At 41.8% G+C, this 22,754-nt stretch carries 17 protein-coding genes and 2 pseudogenes; 10 read left to right on the top strand and 9 right to left on the bottom strand.

Annotated features, from left to right (window positions below; all coding sequences use genetic code 11):
- The first annotated feature begins 322 nt into the window (after positions 1-322).
- Entirely contained in the window at positions 323-2,560 is a 2,238-nt protein-coding gene (locus NXX38_RS02965) for a hypothetical protein (protein WP_258978588.1), read from the top strand.
- A complete protein-coding gene (locus NXX38_RS02960; RefSeq protein ID WP_258978587.1) occupies positions 2,493-3,308 on the top strand; it encodes a hypothetical protein in 816 nt (271 codons plus the stop codon). Before NXX38_RS02965 ends, NXX38_RS02960 begins: the two co-directional genes overlap by 68 nt.
- Before the next feature lie 454 nt (positions 3,309-3,762).
- On the opposite strand, the gene NXX38_RS02955 is transcribed toward NXX38_RS02960, so the two are convergent.
- Positions 3,763-4,026, bottom strand: coding sequence for a hypothetical protein (locus NXX38_RS02955; protein WP_148367054.1), 264 nt, complete (start codon positions 4,024-4,026; stop codon positions 3,763-3,765).
- Between the two features lie 219 nt (positions 4,027-4,245).
- Here NXX38_RS02955 and NXX38_RS02950 point away from each other — a divergent pair.
- Together NXX38_RS02950 and NXX38_RS02945 are read left to right on the top strand one after the other, a co-directional pair.
- Positions 4,246-4,696, top strand: a pseudogene (locus NXX38_RS02950) (helix-turn-helix domain-containing protein).
- Positions 4,697-4,726: 30 nt separating this feature from the next.
- Positions 4,727-6,484 carry an ATP-binding protein gene (locus NXX38_RS02945; protein ID WP_258978586.1) on the top strand — a complete coding sequence of 586 codons (1,758 nt, stop codon included), beginning with the start codon at positions 4,727-4,729 and terminating at the stop codon, positions 6,482-6,484.
- A gap of 214 nt (positions 6,485-6,698) precedes the next feature.
- Here NXX38_RS02945 and NXX38_RS02940 read toward each other — a convergent pair whose 3' ends face one another.
- The 3 genes from NXX38_RS02940 to NXX38_RS02930 form a co-directional block, all read right to left on the bottom strand.
- Positions 6,699-8,981 (bottom strand): GH92 family glycosyl hydrolase, encoded by a 2,283-nt coding sequence (locus tag NXX38_RS02940; RefSeq protein WP_258978585.1) that lies wholly within the window; start codon positions 8,979-8,981, stop codon positions 6,699-6,701.
- A gap of 417 nt (positions 8,982-9,398) precedes the next feature.
- A complete protein-coding gene (gene buk, locus NXX38_RS02935; protein ID WP_074560082.1) occupies positions 9,399-10,460 on the bottom strand; it encodes a butyrate kinase in 1,062 nt (353 codons plus the stop codon).
- 25 nt (positions 10,461-10,485) lie between these two features.
- Positions 10,486-11,445: a phosphate acyltransferase gene (locus NXX38_RS02930; RefSeq protein ID WP_148367058.1), complete on the bottom strand. Its 960-nt coding sequence runs from the start codon at positions 11,443-11,445 to the stop codon at positions 10,486-10,488.
- 179 nt (positions 11,446-11,624) lie between these two features.
- Here NXX38_RS02930 and NXX38_RS02925 point away from each other — a divergent pair, with 179 nt between their 5' ends.
- The 4 genes from NXX38_RS02925 to NXX38_RS02910 all read left to right on the top strand — a co-directional run bounded on the left by NXX38_RS02925 (position 11,625) and on the right by NXX38_RS02910 (position 14,943).
- Positions 11,625-12,428, top strand: coding sequence for a glycoside hydrolase family 16 protein (locus NXX38_RS02925; RefSeq protein WP_148367059.1), 804 nt, complete (start codon positions 11,625-11,627; stop codon positions 12,426-12,428).
- A gap of 8 nt (positions 12,429-12,436) precedes the next feature.
- A complete protein-coding gene (locus tag NXX38_RS02920) occupies positions 12,437-13,345 on the top strand; it encodes an LD-carboxypeptidase (protein WP_195357894.1) in 909 nt (302 codons plus the stop codon).
- A gap of 70 nt (positions 13,346-13,415) precedes the next feature.
- The gene (locus NXX38_RS02915; protein ID WP_258978584.1) at positions 13,416-14,411 is read left to right on the top strand and encodes a M28 family peptidase; all 996 of its coding nucleotides are present in this window, start codon (positions 13,416-13,418) and stop codon (positions 14,409-14,411) included.
- Between the two features lie 109 nt (positions 14,412-14,520).
- Entirely contained in the window at positions 14,521-14,943 is a 423-nt protein-coding gene (locus NXX38_RS02910) for a SufE family protein (protein WP_217722357.1), read from the top strand.
- 75 nt (positions 14,944-15,018) lie between these two features.
- Here NXX38_RS02910 and NXX38_RS02905 read toward each other — a convergent pair whose 3' ends face one another.
- From NXX38_RS02905 to NXX38_RS02885, 5 genes and pseudogenes are all read right to left on the bottom strand, one after another.
- Complete coding sequence (locus NXX38_RS02905) at positions 15,019-15,813, bottom strand: CPBP family intramembrane glutamic endopeptidase (protein WP_258978583.1); 795 nt, start codon at positions 15,811-15,813, stop codon at positions 15,019-15,021.
- A gap of 102 nt (positions 15,814-15,915) precedes the next feature.
- Positions 15,916-16,863, bottom strand: a complete 948-nt coding sequence (ribF, locus tag NXX38_RS02900; RefSeq protein ID WP_258978582.1) for a riboflavin biosynthesis protein RibF — start codon at positions 16,861-16,863, stop codon at positions 15,916-15,918.
- A gap of 10 nt (positions 16,864-16,873) precedes the next feature.
- Positions 16,874-17,497, bottom strand: a complete 624-nt coding sequence (locus NXX38_RS02895; RefSeq protein ID WP_258978581.1) for an HAD family phosphatase — start codon at positions 17,495-17,497, stop codon at positions 16,874-16,876.
- Positions 17,487-20,193, bottom strand: a pseudogene (locus NXX38_RS02890) (calcium-translocating P-type ATPase, PMCA-type). Before NXX38_RS02890 ends, NXX38_RS02895 begins: the two are co-directional and overlap by 11 nt.
- Positions 20,194-20,283: 90 nt before the next feature.
- Positions 20,284-21,459: a HAMP domain-containing sensor histidine kinase gene (locus NXX38_RS02885; protein ID WP_258978580.1), complete on the bottom strand. Its 1,176-nt coding sequence runs from the start codon at positions 21,457-21,459 to the stop codon at positions 20,284-20,286.
- Positions 21,460-21,681: 222 nt separating this feature from the next.
- Between NXX38_RS02885 and rd the strand changes: the two genes are divergently transcribed.
- Both rd and NXX38_RS02875 read left to right on the top strand, forming a co-directional pair.
- A complete protein-coding gene (gene rd, locus NXX38_RS02880; RefSeq protein ID WP_004306971.1) occupies positions 21,682-21,846 on the top strand; it encodes a rubredoxin in 165 nt (54 codons plus the stop codon).
- 134 nt (positions 21,847-21,980) lie between these two features.
- Positions 21,981-22,679, top strand: coding sequence for a hypothetical protein (locus NXX38_RS02875; RefSeq protein ID WP_309569410.1), 699 nt, complete (start codon positions 21,981-21,983; stop codon positions 22,677-22,679).
- Positions 22,680-22,754 lie beyond the last annotated feature (75 nt).

Here is a 22,754-nt window from a genome sequence, read left to right as displayed (position 1 = left end):
AATGAGGTGATACCCTCCCCTTGAAGCGTGATTGTTCAAGGGCTTTTTTGTATATGGATGTATAGGGATCTATTCGTTGCGAATTTCGAATATCGAAACTTGGGTTTTACGGATTTTGTGAAATCCGCAAATGCTGATGCGCTGTCAATACGCTTTTTGCATTTTACAATGTATGTGCCTTTGATTTGCATAATCAGTTGTTATTCAATACGTTTATTGCTTATATCAGAAATGGATATAATTCATAGAGTTACGCGAATTCACGATATTTGCATATTGAGAATAGAGAGAGAATTTGATGTTGTGTAAAAGGAAACAATGAATGATGAAGAGTGGAAATAGAATATATAGAAATTGGCTTTATGCGTTATTGCTGATTGTCTTTTCTTCTTGTATAGATGAAACTTTCACCGAGAATACTGTGGAAGGGACATTTCTGACAGTGAGAGGGATAACACCTCTGGGAGCAACCACACACGAGGGTACTCCGGAAGACCGAGTAGTGCGCACCCTGCGTATTCTGGCATTTGATCGGACGACTGGAAATAAGATTAGTAATGTATCTTATGCTGCATCAACAGGAGATATCATTCGGCATCCTATTGATCCGGGAACGTATGATTTTGTGTTTTTGGCCAATGAACCTCCTCATATACCGGTTAAAACCAAGTTGGAAGCTATTGGTAATTACAGTGATTTGAATCATATTGCTTATCCGGCAAGTTTTTTCTCATCGGAGCAACTCATCCCGATGATGCAGGAGATAAAGAATGTAACCGTACTTTCCAATGGTCAGGGGGCCACACTGGAAAATGGTACGACAGTGTCCATGCTACTATTGGCTTTGGAACGACTTGGAGTGAGGGTAGATGTTGAACTGAAAGCAGTGGATGACTTGAATAGTGTTTTTAAAGGAGTAATATTCAGTAATATCCCCAATCTCGTTCCCTTGACGGCAGGTTATGATGGTCCGGCTATTGAACGGAATGTGGTACGTAAGTTTACCTTAACCGACGATGGGGGGTATTTTGCTGACGGCACTGCTACCGCCGAATGGGGATGGGGCAAGAAAGTCAACCGTATTATCTTGCCGGCAAGCGAACCGGCATCTGTCAATGACGAAGATGAGGCTGTGATTTTCACCGTTGATATGGTAGATAATTATAGTCCGTCTTGCGAATTGAAGATAAATTCGAGTCCGGTGAATTATAGTTTGCCTAAAAATACGAAGCTCGACTTGACAGGATATATACAAGACCCATTGCAGGTGAATATAATAGCATCGAAGTGGGAAGATGTGGATGAAGATTGGGACATAGTAGGTGTCAAAGTCTTGAATGTATCGACTTTGGAAACCGGTATTACCGATTTTAATGGGGCGCGGATCTCTTTCAGTTCCAATATGCCGATAGTGAAAGTGTTACCCGAATTGTATGTGGGTGCTACGGGAACTACTAAGGCCGAAACAGAAAAGATATTTAATGACCTTGTATTAAAGTCTAATGATACCAAAGATAATGGGGCGACGATCACATACGCCACTTCCCGTTTTCTGTACACCTATGATAAAACATCTCAAACCGGTACAGGATATATGGATGTGTTGCTTGATGAACAGAATGTGAAGGGTGCGCGGGAAACTTATCGGATTGTTTTGTCTGTTGAAGACGAAGACGGTGGCAAACTGCAAAGAGAAATAAAAGTCAATACAGTTCAAGACGGAAAACGTTTTGCATTTAATGCATACGGAACTGGGTACATAGGTGCTTTTTTTAGAGATGATGAGGTTGGTGAAAGAATTATTACCGGACAGCAGGCTAGGATAGCGGGAGCAAGCGAGCGTCCGGAAGATTTGGGAGCAATTTCTCCTTGGAAGGCGACTGTGGAATCCGGTGATTTTGTAGTCTTGAGTTCTACTCCAAGCTTCGACCCTCGTGTCGGAATGGATGATCCGGGGAATCCAGAACACTATCAGGTGCTCCCTAATGCATATAAAGGAGAGGGAGGAACCTATGTGGAAGGTAGGGGACGTGTCTATTTCCGTATTGGTGTAAAAGGGAAAAATACGGGAGCAACTCCAAGGTATGCCAGAGTTAAAATTGAACGTTATGGAGGTAGATGGGGGACAGGGGACAATCAAGTGTGGTACAGTGCAGAATATCTGTATGTCCGGCAGGGGGAAGAGCCCGATTATATTATGAGGCCGGGAACTGCAGACCCTATATCTAAAGGGCCATTGCAAGGTAAATCCCGTGATTATGCTCGTAAAATATCACCTTATAATCTGACCTCTCCGGCCTATTATAACGGTAGTAATGCCCTGTATACTCCGGTGGATCATAAGCAGGCAAAGTTTGTAAAGTATCCAAGTCAGGCTGGGGCTTTCTTTCAATGGGGACTTCCCAAGAAGGCGAATCAGGATTATTTCCGGTTAGCTTATCATCCTACTGCCCTCACTGTAGACCATTGGATTAAAGATATACAGTTCCTCAATGAAACGTATAAGCTGTTTTTACCGGTATGGGGAGCGGCTCCTTCCATCACCGGAAATTATATATGATTATGGATACACAGAGGTTTTTGAATCTTGTCCTGAAGGATATCACCGCCCGTCGGATGGGTATATTGATAGAGTCTCTTATAACGGACCGTATCCCAATAATTTGGATCAGAATGGCGATCATGTCATTGTTGATACCGATAAAAATGTCATAAAGGCAAATTTGGTGGATTATAGCGATGATATAGCTTTTTCCGAGTTGCGGCAATCTTTATTTATAAATCCATTAAGTGGAGATGCCGGTTTGAATTCGAATATTGGAGGATATGATGGTTCGGCGGGAGTGGGTGGAATTAAGGTAGACCGATATCAGAACTTTTGGAAGGATAGAAATAGTACAAGTGAAGCACAAGAACATATGAAATTCTCTATAGGTTTTTATGCTGATGGTTTCTTTGACCGCCGACCTGTCAAAATGGGATCGGGTGACGGGAATTATCCTTATTGTGTTTCATCGGAGAATGCGCAGGCTGCGTATATGGGAATTCTGGTCTATAATGAGTCGAATGGTGCTTCTGTTTTCTTTCCTTCGGCGGGAAGACGTCGTAATCAGAATAGTAGTCTGGAGTATGCTGGGCAGACAGGTTATTACCATACCTCTTCCATAGCTGCATCGTCTGCCGAAGATCCTCATGCTGTATGGAGTATGTTTTTGGGTAAATGGCCGAATCCGGGACTTATGTATCAGTTGCCGACATTTGGACAGTCTATCCGCTGTGTTAAAAATGAAACATCGGGTACGAGATAACCCACAGTATATTCTAATCTGACTCTGACTTAATTTATTGCTTTGGTTAAGCCGAGTCTGTTTTTCTTTGCATTTAATCCCGTTTTTTTAAAAAACGGGATTTTTTATTAGTAACATTCAGAGTTGACCTGTTTTATATAAAAAGAATCGGAAAGTACCCCCATACTTCCCGATTCGAAACAGTCAAAAATCGACCTTAATCAATTTATTAACTTAACACGTCGCAAAGATATGAGAAAAATTTCTTTGAAAGAGCTTTTTTGCTCAAAAAGTTTATGATACAGGCAAATATACCCGCTAATAAAGCCGCTTTTCTTGCTTTAAAACCAACGCTTCGTTCCTTTTAAAGGAGCGACCCCTTCCTTTTAAAGGAAGAGGCCGTTGGTTTAAAAGGAACTGATAGGGTGTTTATATAGAGATTAGGATTAATGATTTTTCGATTATATCAGTTAGTTTATAAGTTTGTTTTATACTCCTCTTCTATTCGTTTTATATGTGCGAGGTTTCTTTCCAGTAATTCATTTAGCTCGTGATTAGAAAAGCAAGCTCCTAAATAGATCGTGCTTTCTGCTTCAAAGTCAAACGATTCATTGTCTTCATTCACTACAATCTCAATTTTTCCTTGTGCATCTGTAGAGATTACTACATTGTATCTAGCCATCAATCCTTTGAGCTCTTTTATGAATCTATATTCTTTGTTTGTTAATATTCTTTTCATGTCGGTCAGCTCTTTTGTTTTGCTATTCTTTCGTGTGGTAAAGTTTGTAATTATTTAACACATTACACGCTATTTGAAGTATTCATTTTATTCTATTTGTCAGGTTGTAATATTCCTTTTATTCATATTATCACATCTATTCGTTTTTTTCGTATATTTGCTTCGAGCGAAACTTTTCATTTGTATATTTGTTGGATTTTAAAAAGAAAGAAAATAAAAATGGAAACAGAAGAATTGATTATTGGGAGAGTCCATCACGGACGCAATATACGTCGTACCCGTGTTGAAAAGAATATGAACCAGGAGGGTTTGAGTGAATTAGTACATCTCTCACAGCCTGCTGTTTCTAAATATGAGAAGATGAGAGTGATTGATGATGAAATGTTGCAACGCTTTGCACGGGCGTTGAATGTGCCTTTCGATTATCTCAAGACTTTGGAGGAGGATGCACAGACGGTGGTGTTTGAGAATATTACAAATAATGGTAATGCAGCCACAAATGCTAATATTGGATTTGTTGATGAAGTTGGTGAGGACAATCGAGTTAACAATTTCAATCCTATCGACAAAATCACCGAACTTTATGAGCGTCTTTTAAAAAGAAAAGGATGAAAAGTATGCCGCTTTAGAACGTCGTTTGCAGCATATTGAAGAAAGTCTGCAGAAATAAAAAAACAGATAAATTGAAAGGATTCGCAATATGATGAAACAAATACCTTATGGAATAACTGATTTTGAAGCAATAATCAAAGACAATTTCTATTATGTAGATAAAACGATGTTTATTGAGAAAATAGAAATGCAACCACGTTATCTGTTTCTGATTCGCCCTCGCCGATTTGGAAAGAGTCTGACTTTGGCAATGTTAGAAACTTATTATGATGTAAGTTACGCAGAGCAGTTTGATGAACTGTTTGGTCAGTTATACATAGGCCAGTATCCGACGAAACTTCACAATCAGTTTCTCATTATGCGGTTTAACTTTTCAGAAGTGAGTTTTAATGTCAATGAGGTTGAGCAATCGTTTAAACTTCATTGCTGTAACAAGCTGAAGGACTTCGTGTACAAATACGAGCGTTTGCTTGGAAAAGAAATCTGGGAGATTCTGGATGAAGGTACACAAAAAGACCCCGGTGCTTTTTTATCGGCAATCAGTACCTATGCCAGCCGTAAAGGAAATCTCCGCATTTATTTGCTTATTGATGAATACGATAATTTCACCAATACCATTCTTTCAACCTACGGTACCGAGTTTTATAGAAAAGCAACGCATGGTGAAGGTTTCATTCGTGGCTTCTTTAACGTGATAAAATCCGCTACAACAGGAACAGGGGCTGCCCTTGAACGGTTGTTTATTACCGGGGTGAGTCCGGTGACGATGGATGATGTCACAAGTGGATTTAATATCGGAACTAATATAACGACTGATCCTTGGTTTAATGATTTGGTTGGCTTTAGTGAGAAGGAATTGCGTGAAATGCTGACATATTATAAAGAGGAGGGAGTACTTGAAGAATCTATAGATGATATAGTTGCCATGATGAAACCTAATTATGACAATTATTGCTTTAGTGAAGATACATTGGAGCAGTGTATGTTTAATTCCGATATGACTCTTTATTTTCTGAAATCTTTTGTACTTCATCATAAAAAGCCTAAAGAAATTGTAGACCCCAATATCCGTACCGACTTCAACAAACTGACATACTTGATAAAGCTCGATCACGGATTGGGAGAGAATTTTTCCGTTATAAAAGAGATAGCCGAGCAGGGAGAGATTACTACTGACATCGTTACTCATTTTTCTGCATTGGAGATGACGGATCCTAGTAACTTCAAGTCTTTGCTATTCTATTTCGGGCTTCTCTCCATTAAAGGTGTAGATATGGTGGGAAGACCCATTTTGCATGTGCCGAATTTAGTTGTAAGAGAGCAGCTGTTTAATTTCCTGATACAAGGCTACGTCAAGCATGGTATCTTTAAAATGGATATGAACAAGATGAGTGCTTTATTTGAGAATATGGCTTTCAGAGGGGACTGGAAACCGTTGTTCGATTTTATTGCCGACGCTGTTCGTGAGCAAAGCCGTATTCGTGAATATATTGAAGGTGAAGCGCATATTAAAGGCTTCTTGCTTGCTTATTTAGGAATGTATCGGTATTATCAGCTCTACCCGGAATACGAATTGAATAAAGGCTTCGCAGACTTCTTATTCAGACCTAGTCCGTCGGTTCCCGTATTGCCTCCTTTCACCTATCTGCTTGAGGTGAAATATGCAAAAGCCGGTGCTTCGGAAAAAGAAATACGTACCCTTGCCGATGAGGCACGTGGTCAGTTGCTGCGTTACAGCGAAGACGAACTGGTGGCAGAAGCCAGAGCGAAAGGTGGGTTGAAGTTAATTACGATTGTTTGGCGTAGTTGGGAGCTTGCCTTATTGGAAGAAGTTACTCTTTCTTAAAATACAAATACCATAAATGTTGCTAGATGGTTTGCGGTTCATCTATTTTTGCCTGATTTTGAAACGTTGATGAATAAGGAGATAACTTTTTCCTTTTAATGAATATCTCTAATAAGTCTTGAAGAATAAAATTTGCCTCTGCTATGGATTCCCATAATAGAGGCAAACTTATCAACATGAGACTTAATTAAACAGTCTCTTGTTTTTTATGAATTTAATGAATCTTTTTTAGGACTTTAGAGAAGGAGTAAGGAAAGCTTTCCTCTTCTGTTCCTCTGCTTAAATTGGGCTGGCTTCCCATTTGGAAGTTGATGTTTCCTCCTTTTAATAAGTCTTCATGGCGTAGATAGTTCTTTTTATATTCTGTGCCGTTCAGATTCATTGTTTGAATATACATATTCTTCTTGCTGTTATCGGTTGCCTGGATGATGAGGCTGTTACTGTTTTCAAGATGTAAGGTTGCTTTTTTAAAAAGAGGAGCACCAACGACGTATTCGTCGGTTCCCGGACATACGGGGTAAAAACCTAATGCGGAGAAAACATACCATGCCGAAGTCTGCCCATTATCTTCATCTCCACAATATCCGTCAGGACCCGGTGTGTACATTTTATCCATGACCTGGCGTAGCCAATACTGCGCTTTCCAGGGTTGACCGGCATAGTTGTATAGGTAGATCATGTGTTGGATTGGTTGGTTGCCATGTGCGTAATTCCCCATATTCATGATTGTCATTTCACGAATCTCATGAATAACCTGCCCGTAATAACTTTCATCAAAGACAGGAGGTACGGAGAATACAGAATCCAGTATAGTGATAAACATATCTTTTCCTCCCATTAAGTCAATTAATCCTTGTGGATCGTGGAATACAGACCATGAGTAGTGCCAGCTGTTTCCTTCGGTAAATGCATCCCCCCATTTCAATGGTGAGAATGGAGATTGGAATGTTCCATCTTCATTTTTTCCTCGCATGAGCTTGGAGTCTTTATCGAATACATTCTTATAGTTCATCGCCCGTTTGGCAAAGAGCTGTATTTCTTTTTCCGGTCGCTTTAATTCTTTGGCTAATTGATAGATACACCAGTCGTTGTAGGCATACTCCAAAGTTCTGGCAGTGTTTTCATTGATTTTTACGTCATAAGGGACGTAGCCTAGCTTATTATAATATTCGTATCCGCGTCTTCCTGTGGAAGATACGGTGGAATGTACGCTTTTTGTTCCATGTATTAACCCTTCGTACAAGGTTTTCACATCTTCTACTTTAATACCTTTTAAATAAGCATCTGTCAGTATGGAAGCCGAATTATTTCCTATCATGCAGTCTCTGTGTCCGGGGCTGGCCCATTCGGGGAAGAATCCGCTTTCTTTGTAGGTATTGATGAGCCCTTCCTGCATTTCTTTATTCATCGACGGATACATCAGATTCAGTAATGGGAAAAGACACCGGAAGGTATCCCAAAACCCGGTGTCGGTAAACATATATCCCGGTAGAACTTGCCCGTTATAGGGGCTGTAATGAACAGGTTTTCCGGCTTCGTCCAGTTCGTAGAATTTTCGGGGGAAAAGTAACGAACGGTATAAGCAGGAGTAGAAAGTGCGGTATTGATCGAGATTTCCTCCTTCCACTTCGATTTTTCCCAGTACCTGGTTCCATGCTTTCTGTCCCTTTTGTTTTATCTGCTCCAGATTGTCATTTCCTAATTCTTTCATATTCCTTGCAGCCTGTTCGAAGCTGATAAAGGAAGAAGCGATGCGTGCATGTACTTGTTCTCCACGTTGAGTTTTAAAACCTATAATGGCTCCTGCATGGTCAGTAGTCTGTTCGGTTGCATTTTCTTGAATACTTCCATTATTCACAGTGGCTTTATAGGTGAAAGGCTTATCGAATTGAATAATGAAATAGTTCTTGAAGTTTTCGGGAACTCCTCCGCTATTGCGTGTACTATAACCGATAATTTTGTTTTCTTCTGGGATAATCTGAATAAAAGACCCTTTGTCAAATGCATCGACTGCAATATACGAATGTTCGTTTTCCGGGAAAGTGAACCGGAAGAGTACAGCACGTTCAGTAGGAGACATCTCCGTGACAATATCGTATTCGGCCAGATACATTTTGTAGTAATAAGGAGTTGCTTCTTCTCCTTTGTGTCCGAACCAGCTAGCCCGCTTTTCTTCGTCGAATTCAGGTTTACCTACCATCGGCATAATGGAGAACTGTCCGTAATCGTTTATCCATGGGCTGGGCTGATGGGTTTGTTTGAATCCACGGATTTTATTGGCTGTATAGACATATTGCCATCCGTCTCCCATTTTTCCGGTCTGTGGCGTCCAGAAATTCATTCCCCAAGGGCGGGCAATGGCAGGGTAGGTGTTACCTGTTGATAATTCAAAAGATGATTGTGTTCCCATTAACGGATTAACGTATTGTGTCCAGTCTTTGGACTGGGCAAGAAGCGTGCAGCTAAGCACTAAAAATAATAACCAACATTTCTTCATAATTTTCTTTTTGAGTTTATAGCTTGCGAAGTAATCACAGCGTTTTCATGTGTTGCCAACGTTGAATGTTCCAACGGGTTGAGACATGACAAAAGTATAGCTTCGTGGTTAAGGTCGTGGTTAAAATCGTGGTTAATGCGATGGCTAATAGGCGCTTTTTTTATTAACCCCGCTAAAGAAACTATCGCAAAATTCTTTTTTTATTATGTTATTCAACTATCTATGTGAAATAGACAAATATTACCTTACTGTTATTATTTGTATTAGTGTTCTTTTTTTGTCAAACCATTTATGTGCTCAAGGCTTTATATTAGCAGGCATTGTGAATGGTGCTGTACAGTTAGCCGTTTCCAATTAGAAACAGAAACAATCAACTGCTTGGTGATTGGTTACTAAATAGCCTTTTTGTGCGACTGCCTATTTATAGATTTGTATCGGCAATTCCCCCTTTAGTGCTCCTACGGCATTAAATGCTAACGACTCCATTTCATTTTCTCCGGGATAAACGTAGATGGGAGCCAGGAAAGAAATTCTTTTTTTCAGTCTTGAAATCACATAGTCCGAATAAGCGATGCCTCCTGTCAGAAGGATGGCATCTATTTTTCCACAAAGTACGGTGGCACTAGCTCCTATTGCTTTTGCAACATTGTAAATCATGGCATCCAGTATCAGTTCTGCTTTTTTATCTCCTTCTTCGATAGATTGTATAATGGCGGGAACATCGGTTGTACCTAGATGGGCGGTCAGTCCGGCGCGTCCGGAGATACGTTTTTTCAATTCGTCTTTGGTGAGTTGACCGCTAAAACATAGGTCGATCAGTTGACCGGCGGGAAGTGTACCGGCACGTTCCGGTGAGAAAGGACCTTCACCGTCCAATGCATTGTTGGCGTCAATGGCTCGTCCGTGGTGATGGACTGCGACAGAGATGCCACCTCCCAGATGGCAGATAATTAAATCCAGCTTTTCGTATTGGGTTCCCTGCTCTTTGGCAAAGCGGCGGGCGATTGCTTTCTGGTTTAATGCATGCCAGATAGTAATCTTCGGCATTAAAGGAGAACCTGTGATGCGTGCTATGTCTTCCAGTTCATCCACCACTCCCGGATCAGCAATGAAAGCCGGACAGCCGGGCAATGTAGCCGCCAGTTCGCTGGCAATCAATCCTCCTAAGTTACAGGCATGGGTACGCATGGCATGTACGGTATCACGTTTCATGGCTTCATTTACCTCATACACTCCGCCCGGTATCGGTTTTACTAAACCGCCACGTCCGATGATGGCATCAAAAGAAAAAGGTATCTTATTGTTTTCCAATTCTTGTAACACCAGGTTTTTCCGGAATTTAAACTGGTCTATCACCTCGGGAAAAGCGGATAGTTCTTCTACTGAATGTTTTATATTGCTGACGAACAGAGGAGTGTCATTTTCGTAAACCGCTATTTTGGTAGAAGTAGAACCGGGGTTGATGACCAGAATTTTCATGAATGGTAGGTTTTTAGTGGTGAATTTAGAATGATGAGCCGGTGACTTGGCTGACTTGTTTTCTGCATTTGCAATCTCCTGACACTTGTAAGCATGCCATCGCAATGCTGTAATATTTGGACAAGCCGGAATCACTACGCGATGGAAGCACTACAGGGCAAATGGGGCCTTGCAGCAATCCTGCCATTTCTGCCTGTGCAAACAGGGAAACGGATTTGTAGAATGCGTTACCCGATTCAATGTTCGGGAATATCAACACATCCGCTTGTCCGTTGATAGGAGATACAATCCCTTTAATATCACCACTTGCTTGTTCGCAGGCAGTACGTACATCCAGCGGACCGTCAATAATCACATTTCCGAATTCTCCCGCTTCGGCAAGTTCTACGATATTCACATAGTCTAGTGAATGAGGGAACTTGGCACTCACTTTTTCTGTGCAGTGAATCAGTGCGACACGCGGTTGTTCGATACCAAAGTGACGGCAGGTACAGATAGCATACCAGACCATTTCTATACGTTGCTGTAGCGTGGGACGCGGAATGACAGCAGCATCCGAGAAGAAAAGCAGTTTATGGTAAGTAGGAATTTCCATCACTGCCAGATGCGTGAGAATTTTCCCTTTCGGTAACAAACCTTTTTCTTTGTCGAGTATGGCACGCAGTAAGTTGTCCGTATTGATAATCCCTTTCATCAAAATATCCGCTCCTCCTTCACGGACAATGCGGACAGCTTCGCGCGCCGCTTCATCCGGATTTTCTATGTGGATGGTTTTTACGTATTCGGGATATTGCTTGAGCGTGGGATATTTCTTCAGAATGGTAGAATCTCCAATCATCAGAAATTCTGCAATCCCTTCTTCCAAAGCACGGGAGATGGCATATTCAGTATTAGGATCGTTCGCACAGACCACGGCAATTCGTTTTCTATGGTTTAGTTTTTTAAGATGAGCCGTTAACTGGGCAAAATTTAGAATAGGTTCCATAACGTTAGATTTTTAGCAAATATCAGAAAAATGATTGAAAAAATAACGATTATAACCCGAAAAATTACATCCATTATGTAACATTTTGCTATATTTTATTTGTTTTGGCCGTTGGATGTGCATGGAACCGTTTTTTCCTGTATTTTTGCAAATAAATCCCCCAATAAAATAAAAGTACCATGAAACAGTTTAAAAATCTATTATTTCTTAGCTTAATTTTCCTTTGTTGGACGCTTGTTTCCTGTAAAAGCAGCAAGATATCTTCCGGTTGGTCTTTGATCTGGGAAGAGAACTTTAATCAGAAAAAGAACTTTGATTCACAGGTCTGGAGCAAGATTCCACGAGGAAAGTCAGACTGGAATAACTATATGACGGACTTTGATTCCTGTTATGCCATGCGTAAAGGCAAACTGGTGTTGAGAGGTATTGTCAATCATACCCAACCCAATGACACTGCCCCTTATTTGACAGGTGGTGTTTATACGAAAGGTAAAAAGGCTTTTGCGAACGGGCGTATTGAGATTTGTGCCAAGCTGAATGCGGCGGGAGGAGCATGGCCTGCCATCTGGATGCTGCCTGAAGGAGCGGCATGGCCATCCGGTGGTGAGATTGATATCATGGAACGTTTGAATAATGATTCTATTGCTTATCAGACCGTTCATTCCCATTACACTTATACGCTGGGAATCAAGGATCACCCGGTATCACATTCTACGGGAGTGATTCACCCCGACCGCTACAATATTTTTGCAGTCGAAATGTATCCTGACAGTCTTTCATTTTATGTCAATGATGTGCATACGTTTACTTACCCCCGCATACAAACGCAAGAAGAGGGACAATTCCCTTTTAATCAGCCATTTTATCTGCTGATTGATATGCAGTTGGGAGGCTCGTGGGTGGGAGCAGTCTCTCCCAAGGATCTTCCGGTAGAAATGGAAGTGGACTGGGTACGTTTTTATCAACGAAAGTCAATAAAATAAGAACATATATGGATATTCAATTTCCTCCCTTTTTGCAGAATGGTGATAAAGTGGTTATTGTATCACCTTCGAGTAAGATAGACCAACAATTCCTGAAAGGAGCCAAGAAACGGATGGAATCATGGGGCTTGAAAGTGGCTATAGGAAAACATGCCGGAAGTTCATCCGGAAGATATGCCGGGACAATCAAGCAGCGGCTGAAAGATTTGCAGGATGCGATGGACGACCCTAAAGTGAAAGCTATTCTTTGTAGCCGTGGAGGGTATGGGGCGGTACATTTGATCGATAAAATTGATTTTACGGCCTTTCGTGAGCATCCGAAATGGTTACTGGGGTTTAGCGATATAACCGCCTTGCACAATCTGTTTCAGAAAAATGGATATGCGTCCCTTCATTCATTGATGGCCCGTCATCTTACGGTGGAACCCGAAGATGATCTTTGTGCAAACTATCTGAAGGATATTTTATTGGGAAATATTCCTTCTTACACGTGCGAGAAGCATAAATTGAACAAGCAGGGAACTGCACAAGGTGTTTTGCATGGCGGTAATATGGCGGTAGCCTACGGTTTGCGTGGGACTCCTTATGATATTCCGGCGGAAGGGACTATACTGTTTATTGAAGATGTTAGCGAACGTCCGCATGCTATCGAGCGTATGATGTATAATTTGAAACTAGGAGGCGTACTTGAAAAACTGTCCGGATTGATTATCGGTCAATTTACGGAATATGAAGAAGACTGTTCACTGGGCAAGGAACTGTATGCTGCTTTGGCAGATTTAGTAAAAGAGTATGATTATCCCGTCTGTTTCAATTTCCCGGTGGGGCATGTGACTCATAATCTCCCGCTTATCAACGGTGCAAAAGTAGAGCTTGTGGTGGGAAAGAAAAATGTGGAACTGAAGTTTATATGTTAATAATCCATTCCATCTGAACGATGCTGTGGTGAAAATGACTAATTTTGAGGCTTTAATAGATAAAAGGACGATGAAAAAGAAAACTATGATAGTATTAATGAGTGCCTTTTTGTTATTGTCAGCATTCTCTTGCGGTGGAGGTAACAAGGCAAATAGTACGAGTGAACAAAATGAAGAAACTGTCGTGAATGTACCTCAATTTGATGCGGATAGTGCTTATTTGTATGTAAAGAATCAGGTAGATTTCGGACCTCGTGTTCCTAATACAAAAGAACATGTTACCTGTGGCAATTACCTTGCCGGTCAGTTGGAGGCTTTCGGTGCTCAAGTGACTAACCAATATGCCGATTTGATTGCTTATGACGGGACGTTGTTGAAAGCGAGAAACATTATCGGTTCTTATAAGCCGGAAAGTAAAAAGAGAATCGCTTTGTTTGCACATTGGGATACACGTCCATGGGCGGATAACGATTCTGACGAGAAGAACCATAAAACTCCGATTCTGGGTGCAAATGATGGTGCCAGTGGGGTAGGAGCTTTGCTCGAAATAGCCCGTCTGGTCAATCAGCAACAACCGGAATTGGGAATTGACATCATTCTATTGGATGCAGAAGACTATGGTGCGCCACAGTTTTACACGGGGCAGCACAAGGAGGAGTTCTGGTGTCTGGGATCGCAGTATTGGGCACGTAATCCTCATGTACAAGGATATAATGCACGTTTTGGTATCCTGCTTGATATGGTAGGAGGTGAAGGCAGTGTGTTTATGAAAGAAGGATATTCGGAGGAATTTGCTCCGGACATAAATAAGAAGGTTTGGAAAGCGGCAAAAAAAGCGGGTTACGGAAAGACTTTCATGGATGGAAACGGAGGATTTGTAACAGACGACCATCTGTTCATTAATCGTCTGGCACGTATTAAAACGATTGATATTATTCCATATAATCAGGAGGGTGACTTTACCCCGACATGGCATACTGTCAATGACAATATGGAACATATTGATAAGAATACGTTGAAAGCAGTCGGTCAGACCGTATTAGAAGTGATTTACAATGAGAAATAATAGAATCGAGAAATAATATAATAAGGTGTCGATATACTGGTGTGCCGTTTTTAAATACGGCATCTGTTATTCGCACATTGGTATATTGTCTAATTAAATAATTACTATAATGTCAATTAATGAACTACAAGATGAAGTGATTGCAGAATTCAGCGACTTCGACGATTGGATGGACCGTTATCAATTACTTATTGATCTCGGAAATGAGCAGGAACCACTTGAAGAAAAATATAAGACGGAACAAAATTTGATTGAAGGATGCCAGAGCAGGGTGTGGCTTCAAGCGGATGATATAGATGGTAAAATTGTTTTTAAAGCAGAAAGCGATGCTTTGATTGTAAAGGGAATTATTGCCTTGTTGATTAAAGTCCTTTCCGGACATACTCCTGATGAAATCTTGAATGCAGATCTTTATTTTATAGACAAGATCGGACTGAAAGAGCATCTATCGCCAACGCGTAGCAATGGTTTGCTGTCGATGGTAAAACAAATACGAATGTATGCATTAGCATTCAAAGCGAAAGAGAAATAAAATTCACCACAGAGGACGCTGAGTACACAGAGTCTTTTTTGAATTACACATTTTGCGATTACTACATATCCCTTGTCAGTATAAACCTTTGTGTCCTCTGAGTCCTCTGTGGTGAAAATTCATGGTCAGTATGATACCGATAAACAGGAGGATTGACCCGAATAGGACGATGAGATACGGGGTACCGTTAATCAGGTCGTCCATATTTTCTGCTTCGGGATATTTGATACTAAGATAGACTGACAATGAGTTGTTTAGTACATGCATGAGTATACAAGGTATCAGACTGCCTGTTTTGTAATAAGTCCATGCCAACAGGATACCGATCAGAAATGCCGGAAGGATCTGGGCGGGATTTATATGAAAGACACCGAACAGAAGTGCGGAAATCAGAATTGCTTTAGTCGGATTGTATTGCTGAAGTAAAGCGTGGGTGATGGCTCCGCGAAACAATAACTCTTCAAGTACGGGGCCTACGATAGCTATTGCAAGAATACCGCCCCAGCCGGATTGGAGAATGTTGAAAGATTGTTCCATGATATTAGGAATCCAATCCAGCAGGCTCATTAATGAGGAGACTGCAAACCCGCAAGTGAGGATTGCGATGGCACTGCAAACCAGATAAGAGGCCGATACTGGTAACCATGTTGCCCTCTTTTTACTGATATAACCGGCTTTCCATAGATAAATACCCATCATAATCTGACCGGTTAGCTGTGCCGGAATCATAATCATTTGCGTCAGAGTGACTTTATCCAGATTTCCCGTGGTGACGAACAAATAGATCGTACAAGGAATCATAATCAGGATTGGAGCAACAATCTGCGCAATGAGAAGGTCTATTAATACTAATTTGATAGCCGTTTTCATGGTTTTTTATTTAGTGGTAAAGAAACTATAGATAAACATTGCTAACATGGATATAGCTATTACCACCAAAGAGATACTCATAAATGACTTTTGCATAAGAATCTATTTTTTAAGAATTGTTTCTGTCTCTTCAGCATCCTTATGGAGCTGTGTTATTAACTCGTCGATACTGGAGAATTTCAGTTCGGGACGTGTCCGTTTTACAAAAGTAAGCCGGATGAATTTATCATATATGTCGGAATGGAAGTGGAGGATATTCACCTCAATCGTCCGGTTCGGACCATTGTCTATCGTCGGGCGGACACCTATATTCAGCATCCCCATATACGTTTTCCCGTCAAATGTCACCCATACGGCATATACTCCATCGGCAGGAATCAGTTTATCGGGATCATCCACCCGTAAATTGGCTGTTGGGAAACCTATTTTTCTGCCTACCTGATAGCCGCCTACTACTATCCCGTCGAGGAAATATTCATATTTCAGACAATGGGCGGCCAGGCTAACTTCTCCTTCATGAAGAAGTTTACGGATCAGGGAAGAGCTTACCGGAATGTTGGGCTCGTCCCCTATTTCTATATTGCTGGTATACGCTTTGGCGCGAATTACTTCTATGCCAATTTCTTTTCCATAACGTACATAATCCTCGAAACCTTCGCTGCGGTTATGCCCGAAACGATGGTCATGGCCGATTACCAGATATTTTACCAGATAACGCTCTTTTAGCAACTGTGTCATAAACTCCCGGGCAGTGAGCCGGGAAATTTCAGGAGTGAAGTCAAGCATCAGGCAGTAATCTACCCCGATGTCTGCAAGCAGGCTTATTTTTTCTTCGGGAGTAGTCAGCAGTTCCGGACGATACTTCGCATTCATCACTTTTCGGGGATGAACGGGAAAAGTAACCAATGCAGAGCGTAGACCTTTCGCGGCGGCTATCTCCTTCACTTGCTGAATCAGATAGCGATGTCCTGCATGCACCCCATCAAAGAAACCGATAGTAGCTACGCAGGGTTCCGGGGTAATTGCCGATGTGTCACGTATAATCTGCATATCTCTAAATTTATTTAAGGTTGAAAAGATGGCTCCAGTCTTCGCCTGCTTTCGCTGTATAGGTGGAAATTCCTAAATTTTGGGCTGTCTTACAGTTCATTTCAGAGTCATCAATAAAGAGCGTCTCTTGCGGTTCGATTCCGGCATCCTCTATGATTGCCTTGAAGATCTCCGGTTCGGGCTTGGCCATTTTCATTTCAAAAGAGAGGTATGTTTTTTCAAAATAATCTTCCACCTTAAAGGTGCGGTAAGGAAACAAATGAGCGCATGTCCATTCCCAATGAATTTGGTTAGTATTGCTCAATAAGTAGACGACATATTTCTCACGTAATTTTAATAATAAATCAAGTTTTTGTGTGGGTATATCTACTAGAAAACTATTCCAGGCTGCATCTATTTGTTTGTCGCTAACTGTTTTGCCTATCATTTTACGAACTCCGTCACGGAATTCGGCAGGTGTAATCAATCCTTTTTCTTGTTGCATCAGGATTCCGTCCTGATTCTGGATATCCAGCAAGTCATCCACGTTTTGGAGCCCTAACTTCTGAAAGTGCTCAATGCAACGTTGGCGGTCGAGATTGATAAGTACACCACCCAAATCAATAAGAAGGTTTTTTATTCCTTTACTTTTCATTTCTGTTTTTTTTGTGAATAATACGTTGAACAAGGCGAATAAGTTCTCCAACCCATAACACCGTGGACGAAACGCCTATAATAAGAAGCCAGGTTTGCCAGTCAAGCGGTTCCGTACGGAATACAGCTCCACCGAACTGTACGATGAGGAATTGTCCGCCAAGAATAGCCAATACAATAAGTTCCATTCCATACGATTTGGAAAGTCCCTTGAATGCCGAATCGGTAGTGCCGAATACACGGGCATTGAACAGATTCCAGAATTGCAGCATGACAAAGAAGGTGAAGAAAATGGTCAGGTTGTGCACATTCATTCCTTGTGTACTGTGGTCGAAATAATAAATCATTCCGAGCAATACGATGAGGAAGATAGAGCCCACACCTATTATATTAGATCTCATTGCCTTACTGATAATAAAATCGGTACTGCGACGGGGTTTCTCAAGCATGACAGTTTCGCTGGGTGGAATGGAGGCAAGAGCCAAAGCGGCAAAAGTATCCATAATCAGGTTCACCCATAACATCTGTGTTACAGTCAGCGGAAGTTCCGTACCGATTACGGAGCCTAGCAGAACGATAAGCAATGCCACAAAGTTGATCGTCAGCTGGAAAACTATGAAACGCTGGATATTCTTATACAATGAACGTCCCCACATAACAGCGGTTCCGATACTGTTGAAGGAGTCATCGAGCAATGTGATATCACTGGCCTCTTTGGCTACAGAAGTACCTGTACCCATTGACAAGCCTACTTGGGCATGATTTAAAGCCGGGGCATCATTCGTTCCGTCTCCGGTCACAGCTACGACAGCTCCTTTTTGTTGAAGCAGTTGTACCAGACGCTGTTTGTCTGTCGGGCGGGCGCGGGACATGATTTTTAAGTCCATCACTCTGTCCAGTGCTTCTTCGTCGCTCAATTCGGCAAATGCAACACCGGTGATTCGATTTCGTTCCGTATCAGTTTCGGGGTTCCAGAGACCGATCTGGCGTGCGATTTCCGTGGCAGTTCCCGGAGTGTCACCGGTCACGATCTTGATGCCGATACCTGCAGACTGGCATTTCGCAACCGCAGCAGGCACATCCGGACGAATCGGGTCGGAGATGGCAACCACTCCCAAGAAATTGAGGTCGTTGGCTGAAACTAGTTCCGTGCAATCGTTCGGCTCATTTTCTCCGACAATCTTGAATGCAAATCCAAGTGTACGCATAGCCATATTTTGATAGCTCAACAGTTGTGCTTCCACTGTAGAACGATACTCTACCGCATCCACTCGCCGTCCATCCAGAACAACTTCTTTACACTTGCCCAGAACAATTTCAGGAGCTCCTTTTATATAAAGTATTTTTTTGCCGATCAGGGGAGATTCAACAAGAGTTGCCATGAATTTCCGTTCGGTAGAGAAGGTGAGTTGATCGAGGACATGTGCTTGCTCGCGGAGTTGCAGGTAATCTCTTCCCTGTTTGTTAAGCCAGAGCAATAAAGCCACTTCGGTTGGATTTCCCTACACCTTTCGGTTTCTCTCCATGGGTTGATTCTTCAAGGAAAGCTGTTGAATTAGCACTGATTCCCTCTGCGATAAGTGCGCTGATATCATCATCAGACAAGTCGCTGCCATTTTTGATACCATAGAAATTGGGTTCGTGCACTTGCATCAGATTTTGCGTCAGTGTGCCGGTTTTATCCGTACAAATCACGGTGATGGCTCCCATTGTTTCGCAAGCGTGCATTTTCCGCACCAAGTTGTTGGTGGAAAGCATACGGCGCATATTCAATGCCAGACTAAGCGTGACACTCATTGGCAATCCTTCAGGCACAGCTACTACAATCAGTGTAACTGCCATCATAAAATATTTCAGTGTCCGTTCGAAAACCGGAAGCCACTCATGCCACCCGTTCAGCGAACCGAAATCAAAAAATAACAATACATCCTTGACAAAGAATATGAGAAAAGCAAGACCGGCAACGGTAAAACCGATCTTTCCGATCAGATTTGCAAGTTTGGTCAACTGTATGTTCAACGGGGTGGGCTCGAGGTTGTCCTCTGTGCTCTGCCGGGCTACTTTCCCGATTTCAGTAGCATCACCCACATGCAGCACACGCATGGTTCCATGACCATCCACTACTGTAGTACCACGCATCACCAGATTAGAAGCATAAGTCGCTTCTTCATCAAAATCCGTTTCTACAGTGGTTTTATTGATAACAGGTTCTCCGGTCAGATTGGATTCATTCACTTGCAGAGAGATAGCTTCCAGTAACTCTCCATCAGCGGGAATTTCTTCACCTGTTTCCAGAATCACAATATCACCTACCACTATGTCTTTACGAGGGATTTCCTGTACACGTCCGTTCCGGATCACTTTTACCAATGTTTCTTCATTGACTGCATTCAGCAAGTCAAATTTCTTGCTGGCATCATATTCGAAAAAGAAACCGATTCCGGTAGCCAGTAAGATAGCGGCTATGATTCCGATCGTTTCAGCATATTCGTTTTCGATGATGGAGATGATTAACGAGAAAGCGGCTGCCACTAATAACACACGCACAACCGGGTCTTCAAATTTTTCCAGATAGAGCTTCCAGAGAGAAGGACGCTTGGGGGGCGTTAACAGGTTAATACCATTTTTCTCCCTGCTTTGTAGGACTTCGTTATCCGTAAGTCCTAAATGATAATAGTCATTTTTATTTGTACTCATGCAGATACATGCGTTTAATTTGAACTGCAAAAATACAACATATAATTGTGATAGAATGTTTAATTAAAACTTTTTATGAAGTCGAATATGTTAGCGTGGTTTACCGCATGACCGATAAGGGATTGTAAACCAGAATGTGGAGCCTTTGCCCTCTACGGAATCCGCCCCGATTTGCCCGCCAAGTTTGGCGACAATGGTTTGAGAAATGGAAAGTCCCAGTCCCGCTCCCTTCTTATCTTTGTTCAGTTTCACGAAGCGCTCGAATACATCCGGTAATTTCTCTGCCGGAATTCCGGCTCCGGTATCCTTGACATAAAAGTAAAGTTCGGTGTCTCTGGCTTCATAGCCGAGGCGGATACTACCTTCATGGGTGAACTTAATGGCGTTGCCGGCAAAGTTGGAAAGCACTTGTGCCACCCGGTTCCGGTCTGTTTGAATCATGCAGGAAGAGCGAGACGGCTCTGCTATAATTTGTATCTTTCCTCCGACGTCATCAACTCTCATTTGAAAAAGTTGTTGTAAATCTGAGAGTAACAGATTGACGTCGACTGTTGCCTGCACAAATTCCAATGTTCCGGCTTCGATTTTTGACATATCGAGTATGTCGTTGACCAGTTGCATCAGGAGGTCGGCATTCATTTTTATGATTTCCTGATATTGAGCTTTCTCCTCTTCTGTAGTTGCACAGCCTAATACCTCTGCAAATCCGGTAATAGCATTGAGAGGGGTACGGATTTCATGGCTCATGTTGGCTAAGAAGGCAGATTTTGAAATATCAGCTTTTTCTGCTTTTTCCTTGGCTAGTAGCAGTTCCTTTTCAGCTTGTTTCCGCCGGGTAACATCGTGTACGGTGATTACCATATTCTCTTCTTCGTTAAGGAGGAAGTAAGAACCGGATATGACAGCATCACATTCTACGGTAGTATTATCAGACGTAACTACGGATAAAGTGGCTTCCAGATCCGTGAAGTTTCGTCTCTGTTCGAAAGCTTGGCGTATGGCGGTACGTATCGGACAAGAACCGCAGAAGCTATGTGTGCCGCAACCTCCCTCGGCTGCTAATGCATTGCGACATTGCAACAGGTCGCCCACTCTTTTTTCTTCTGTTCCTTTTTTTGTTCCGGTTTTTTGGTAATAGTTGGTTTTCAGAACTTTAAAGTCATTATCTATTAATAGGATAAAGGCGTGTACATTCTTTAAGATGGCACCGGCGATATGGCTGGTGCGTTCCAACTTTCTGGATTCACGGAACAATCGTTGTTGCATCCGCAGGCATTTTCTACGCTCCCATAAAAAACTGATTAGTAGGACTGCGCATAAAACTATTAAAGTAGACAATAGTGCTATAAGCATAGTATGATATTGTTGTTTTAGCTTGATAATATGGATACAAAGATAGTTTTTTTCTTTAGTTTGGAAATAGTGTTGAACAAATATCTTGCTGTTTGTGTTATATTATTTAGAAAACCAATTAAAAATACGAACGTTATGAAAAAGTACATTTGCACGGTCTGTGAATATATTTACGACCCCGAACAAGGAGATCCGGAAAGCGGAATTGAGCCAGGAACAGCATTTGAAGATATTCCTGATGATTGGACTTGTCCATTATGTGGAGTCGGAAAAGAAGACTTTGAACCGTACGAAGGATAAAACCAAGAGAGAGAATTATTAAGAGGAGAATGACTGGGTGTATGAATATATGCCCGGTCATTTTTTTATTTTTATGGCTGGAAATTATTCTGCTGATTATAAATGTAATATCTTTGACGCAAAAATCGGAAGTTATGTATAATAAAGCAACTGTTATGACCGATCTGAGATGTTTTTTATCTCTCTCTCTGTTATTAATATGCGGCCTTCTGATGGCTGGTTGTAGTGATGATGAAAATGAAGAACAGCCTCCTGCTCCGGATGTTCCGGATTATAGCACGATCATAGTGAAAGATATACAGAATATACCTGCGGATTTTACATTCGACCGGGTTGAGGTGAAAGTGACGGGGGCGGATTGGCAAGTGATTGAGACTCTTGAATTTCCTTATAAGGACGGACAGATTGTGATGATACTTCCCACGAGTTTTCCTTCGGAAAAGCTTCAGGCGGTAGACCGGCGTAATGGCATGGGCGGTTACTGGACCGGGACCTCGGATGATGCGGATGCTCTTGTGGCGACCCTAGGGGATTTCTTTGTTTTTAATGGCGGTAAGAGAGTGGGACGGATTGCTATTTCTAACTGGTCCGGTAAAGAGTCTTCTGCCGGAAAAGCTACACTGGTGGGGTATCAGTATGCCGACCGTCCTTTTACGTTGACAGGCAGTGACAAATCGTATTATTATAATAATTGTTCTTTTAATAAAGGGTGGAATATATTTGCCAATATCAATCCGACCTCGGAAGACGGGACTGCAAAAGTGCTTCGTACAACTACTGTTCCGGAATCTACGTTATTTTGGCGCTTGGCTGAATCATACATATACAATTAATTTATAAAAGATAATGCTATAAATAAAAAGGAGAATCAGTTGTATCAATACATACTTGATTCTCCTTTTATTTTC

The sequence above is a fragment of the Bacteroides sp. BFG-637 genome, from assembly GCF_024793605.1.
GTDB lineage: Bacteria > Bacteroidota > Bacteroidia > Bacteroidales > Bacteroidaceae > Bacteroides > Bacteroides vicugnae.
Note: the sequence above shows the minus strand (reverse complement) of the source record. Positions and strands in the feature narration are given on the sequence as shown.

Bases quoted from the DNA above. Each gene is read 5' to 3' on its own strand.
- NXX38_RS02965 (WP_258978588.1), top strand. From the start codon at position 323: ATGATGAAGAGTGGAAATAGAATATATAGAAATTGGCTTTATGCGTTA.
- NXX38_RS02960 (WP_258978587.1), top strand. From the start codon at position 2,493: ATGAAACGTATAAGCTGTTTTTACCGGTATGGGGAGCGGCTCCTTCCA.
- NXX38_RS02955 (WP_148367054.1), bottom strand. From the start codon at position 4,026: ATGAAAAGAATATTAACAAACAAAGAATATAGATTCATAAAAGAGCTC.
- NXX38_RS02945 (WP_258978586.1), top strand. From the start codon at position 4,727: ATGATGAAACAAATACCTTATGGAATAACTGATTTTGAAGCAATAATC.
- NXX38_RS02940 (WP_258978585.1), bottom strand. From the start codon at position 8,981: ATGAAGAAATGTTGGTTATTATTTTTAGTGCTTAGCTGCACGCTTCTT.
- buk (WP_074560082.1), bottom strand. From the start codon at position 10,460: ATGAAAATTCTGGTCATCAACCCCGGTTCTACTTCTACCAAAATAGCG.
- NXX38_RS02930 (WP_148367058.1), bottom strand. From the start codon at position 11,445: ATGGAACCTATTCTAAATTTTGCCCAGTTAACGGCTCATCTTAAAAAA.
- NXX38_RS02925 (WP_148367059.1), top strand. From the start codon at position 11,625: ATGAAACAGTTTAAAAATCTATTATTTCTTAGCTTAATTTTCCTTTGT.
- NXX38_RS02920 (WP_195357894.1), top strand. From the start codon at position 12,437: ATGGATATTCAATTTCCTCCCTTTTTGCAGAATGGTGATAAAGTGGTT.
- NXX38_RS02915 (WP_258978584.1), top strand. From the start codon at position 13,416: ATGAAAAAGAAAACTATGATAGTATTAATGAGTGCCTTTTTGTTATTG.
- NXX38_RS02910 (WP_217722357.1), top strand. From the start codon at position 14,521: ATGTCAATTAATGAACTACAAGATGAAGTGATTGCAGAATTCAGCGAC.
- NXX38_RS02905 (WP_258978583.1), bottom strand. From the start codon at position 15,813: ATGAAAACGGCTATCAAATTAGTATTAATAGACCTTCTCATTGCGCAG.
- ribF (WP_258978582.1), bottom strand. From the start codon at position 16,863: ATGCAGATTATACGTGACACATCGGCAATTACCCCGGAACCCTGCGTA.
- NXX38_RS02895 (WP_258978581.1), bottom strand. From the start codon at position 17,497: ATGAAAAGTAAAGGAATAAAAAACCTTCTTATTGATTTGGGTGGTGTA.
- NXX38_RS02885 (WP_258978580.1), bottom strand. From the start codon at position 21,459: ATGCAACAACGATTGTTCCGTGAATCCAGAAAGTTGGAACGCACCAGC.
- rd (WP_004306971.1), top strand. From the start codon at position 21,682: ATGAAAAAGTACATTTGCACGGTCTGTGAATATATTTACGACCCCGAA.
- NXX38_RS02875 (WP_309569410.1), top strand. From the start codon at position 21,981: ATGTATAATAAAGCAACTGTTATGACCGATCTGAGATGTTTTTTATCT.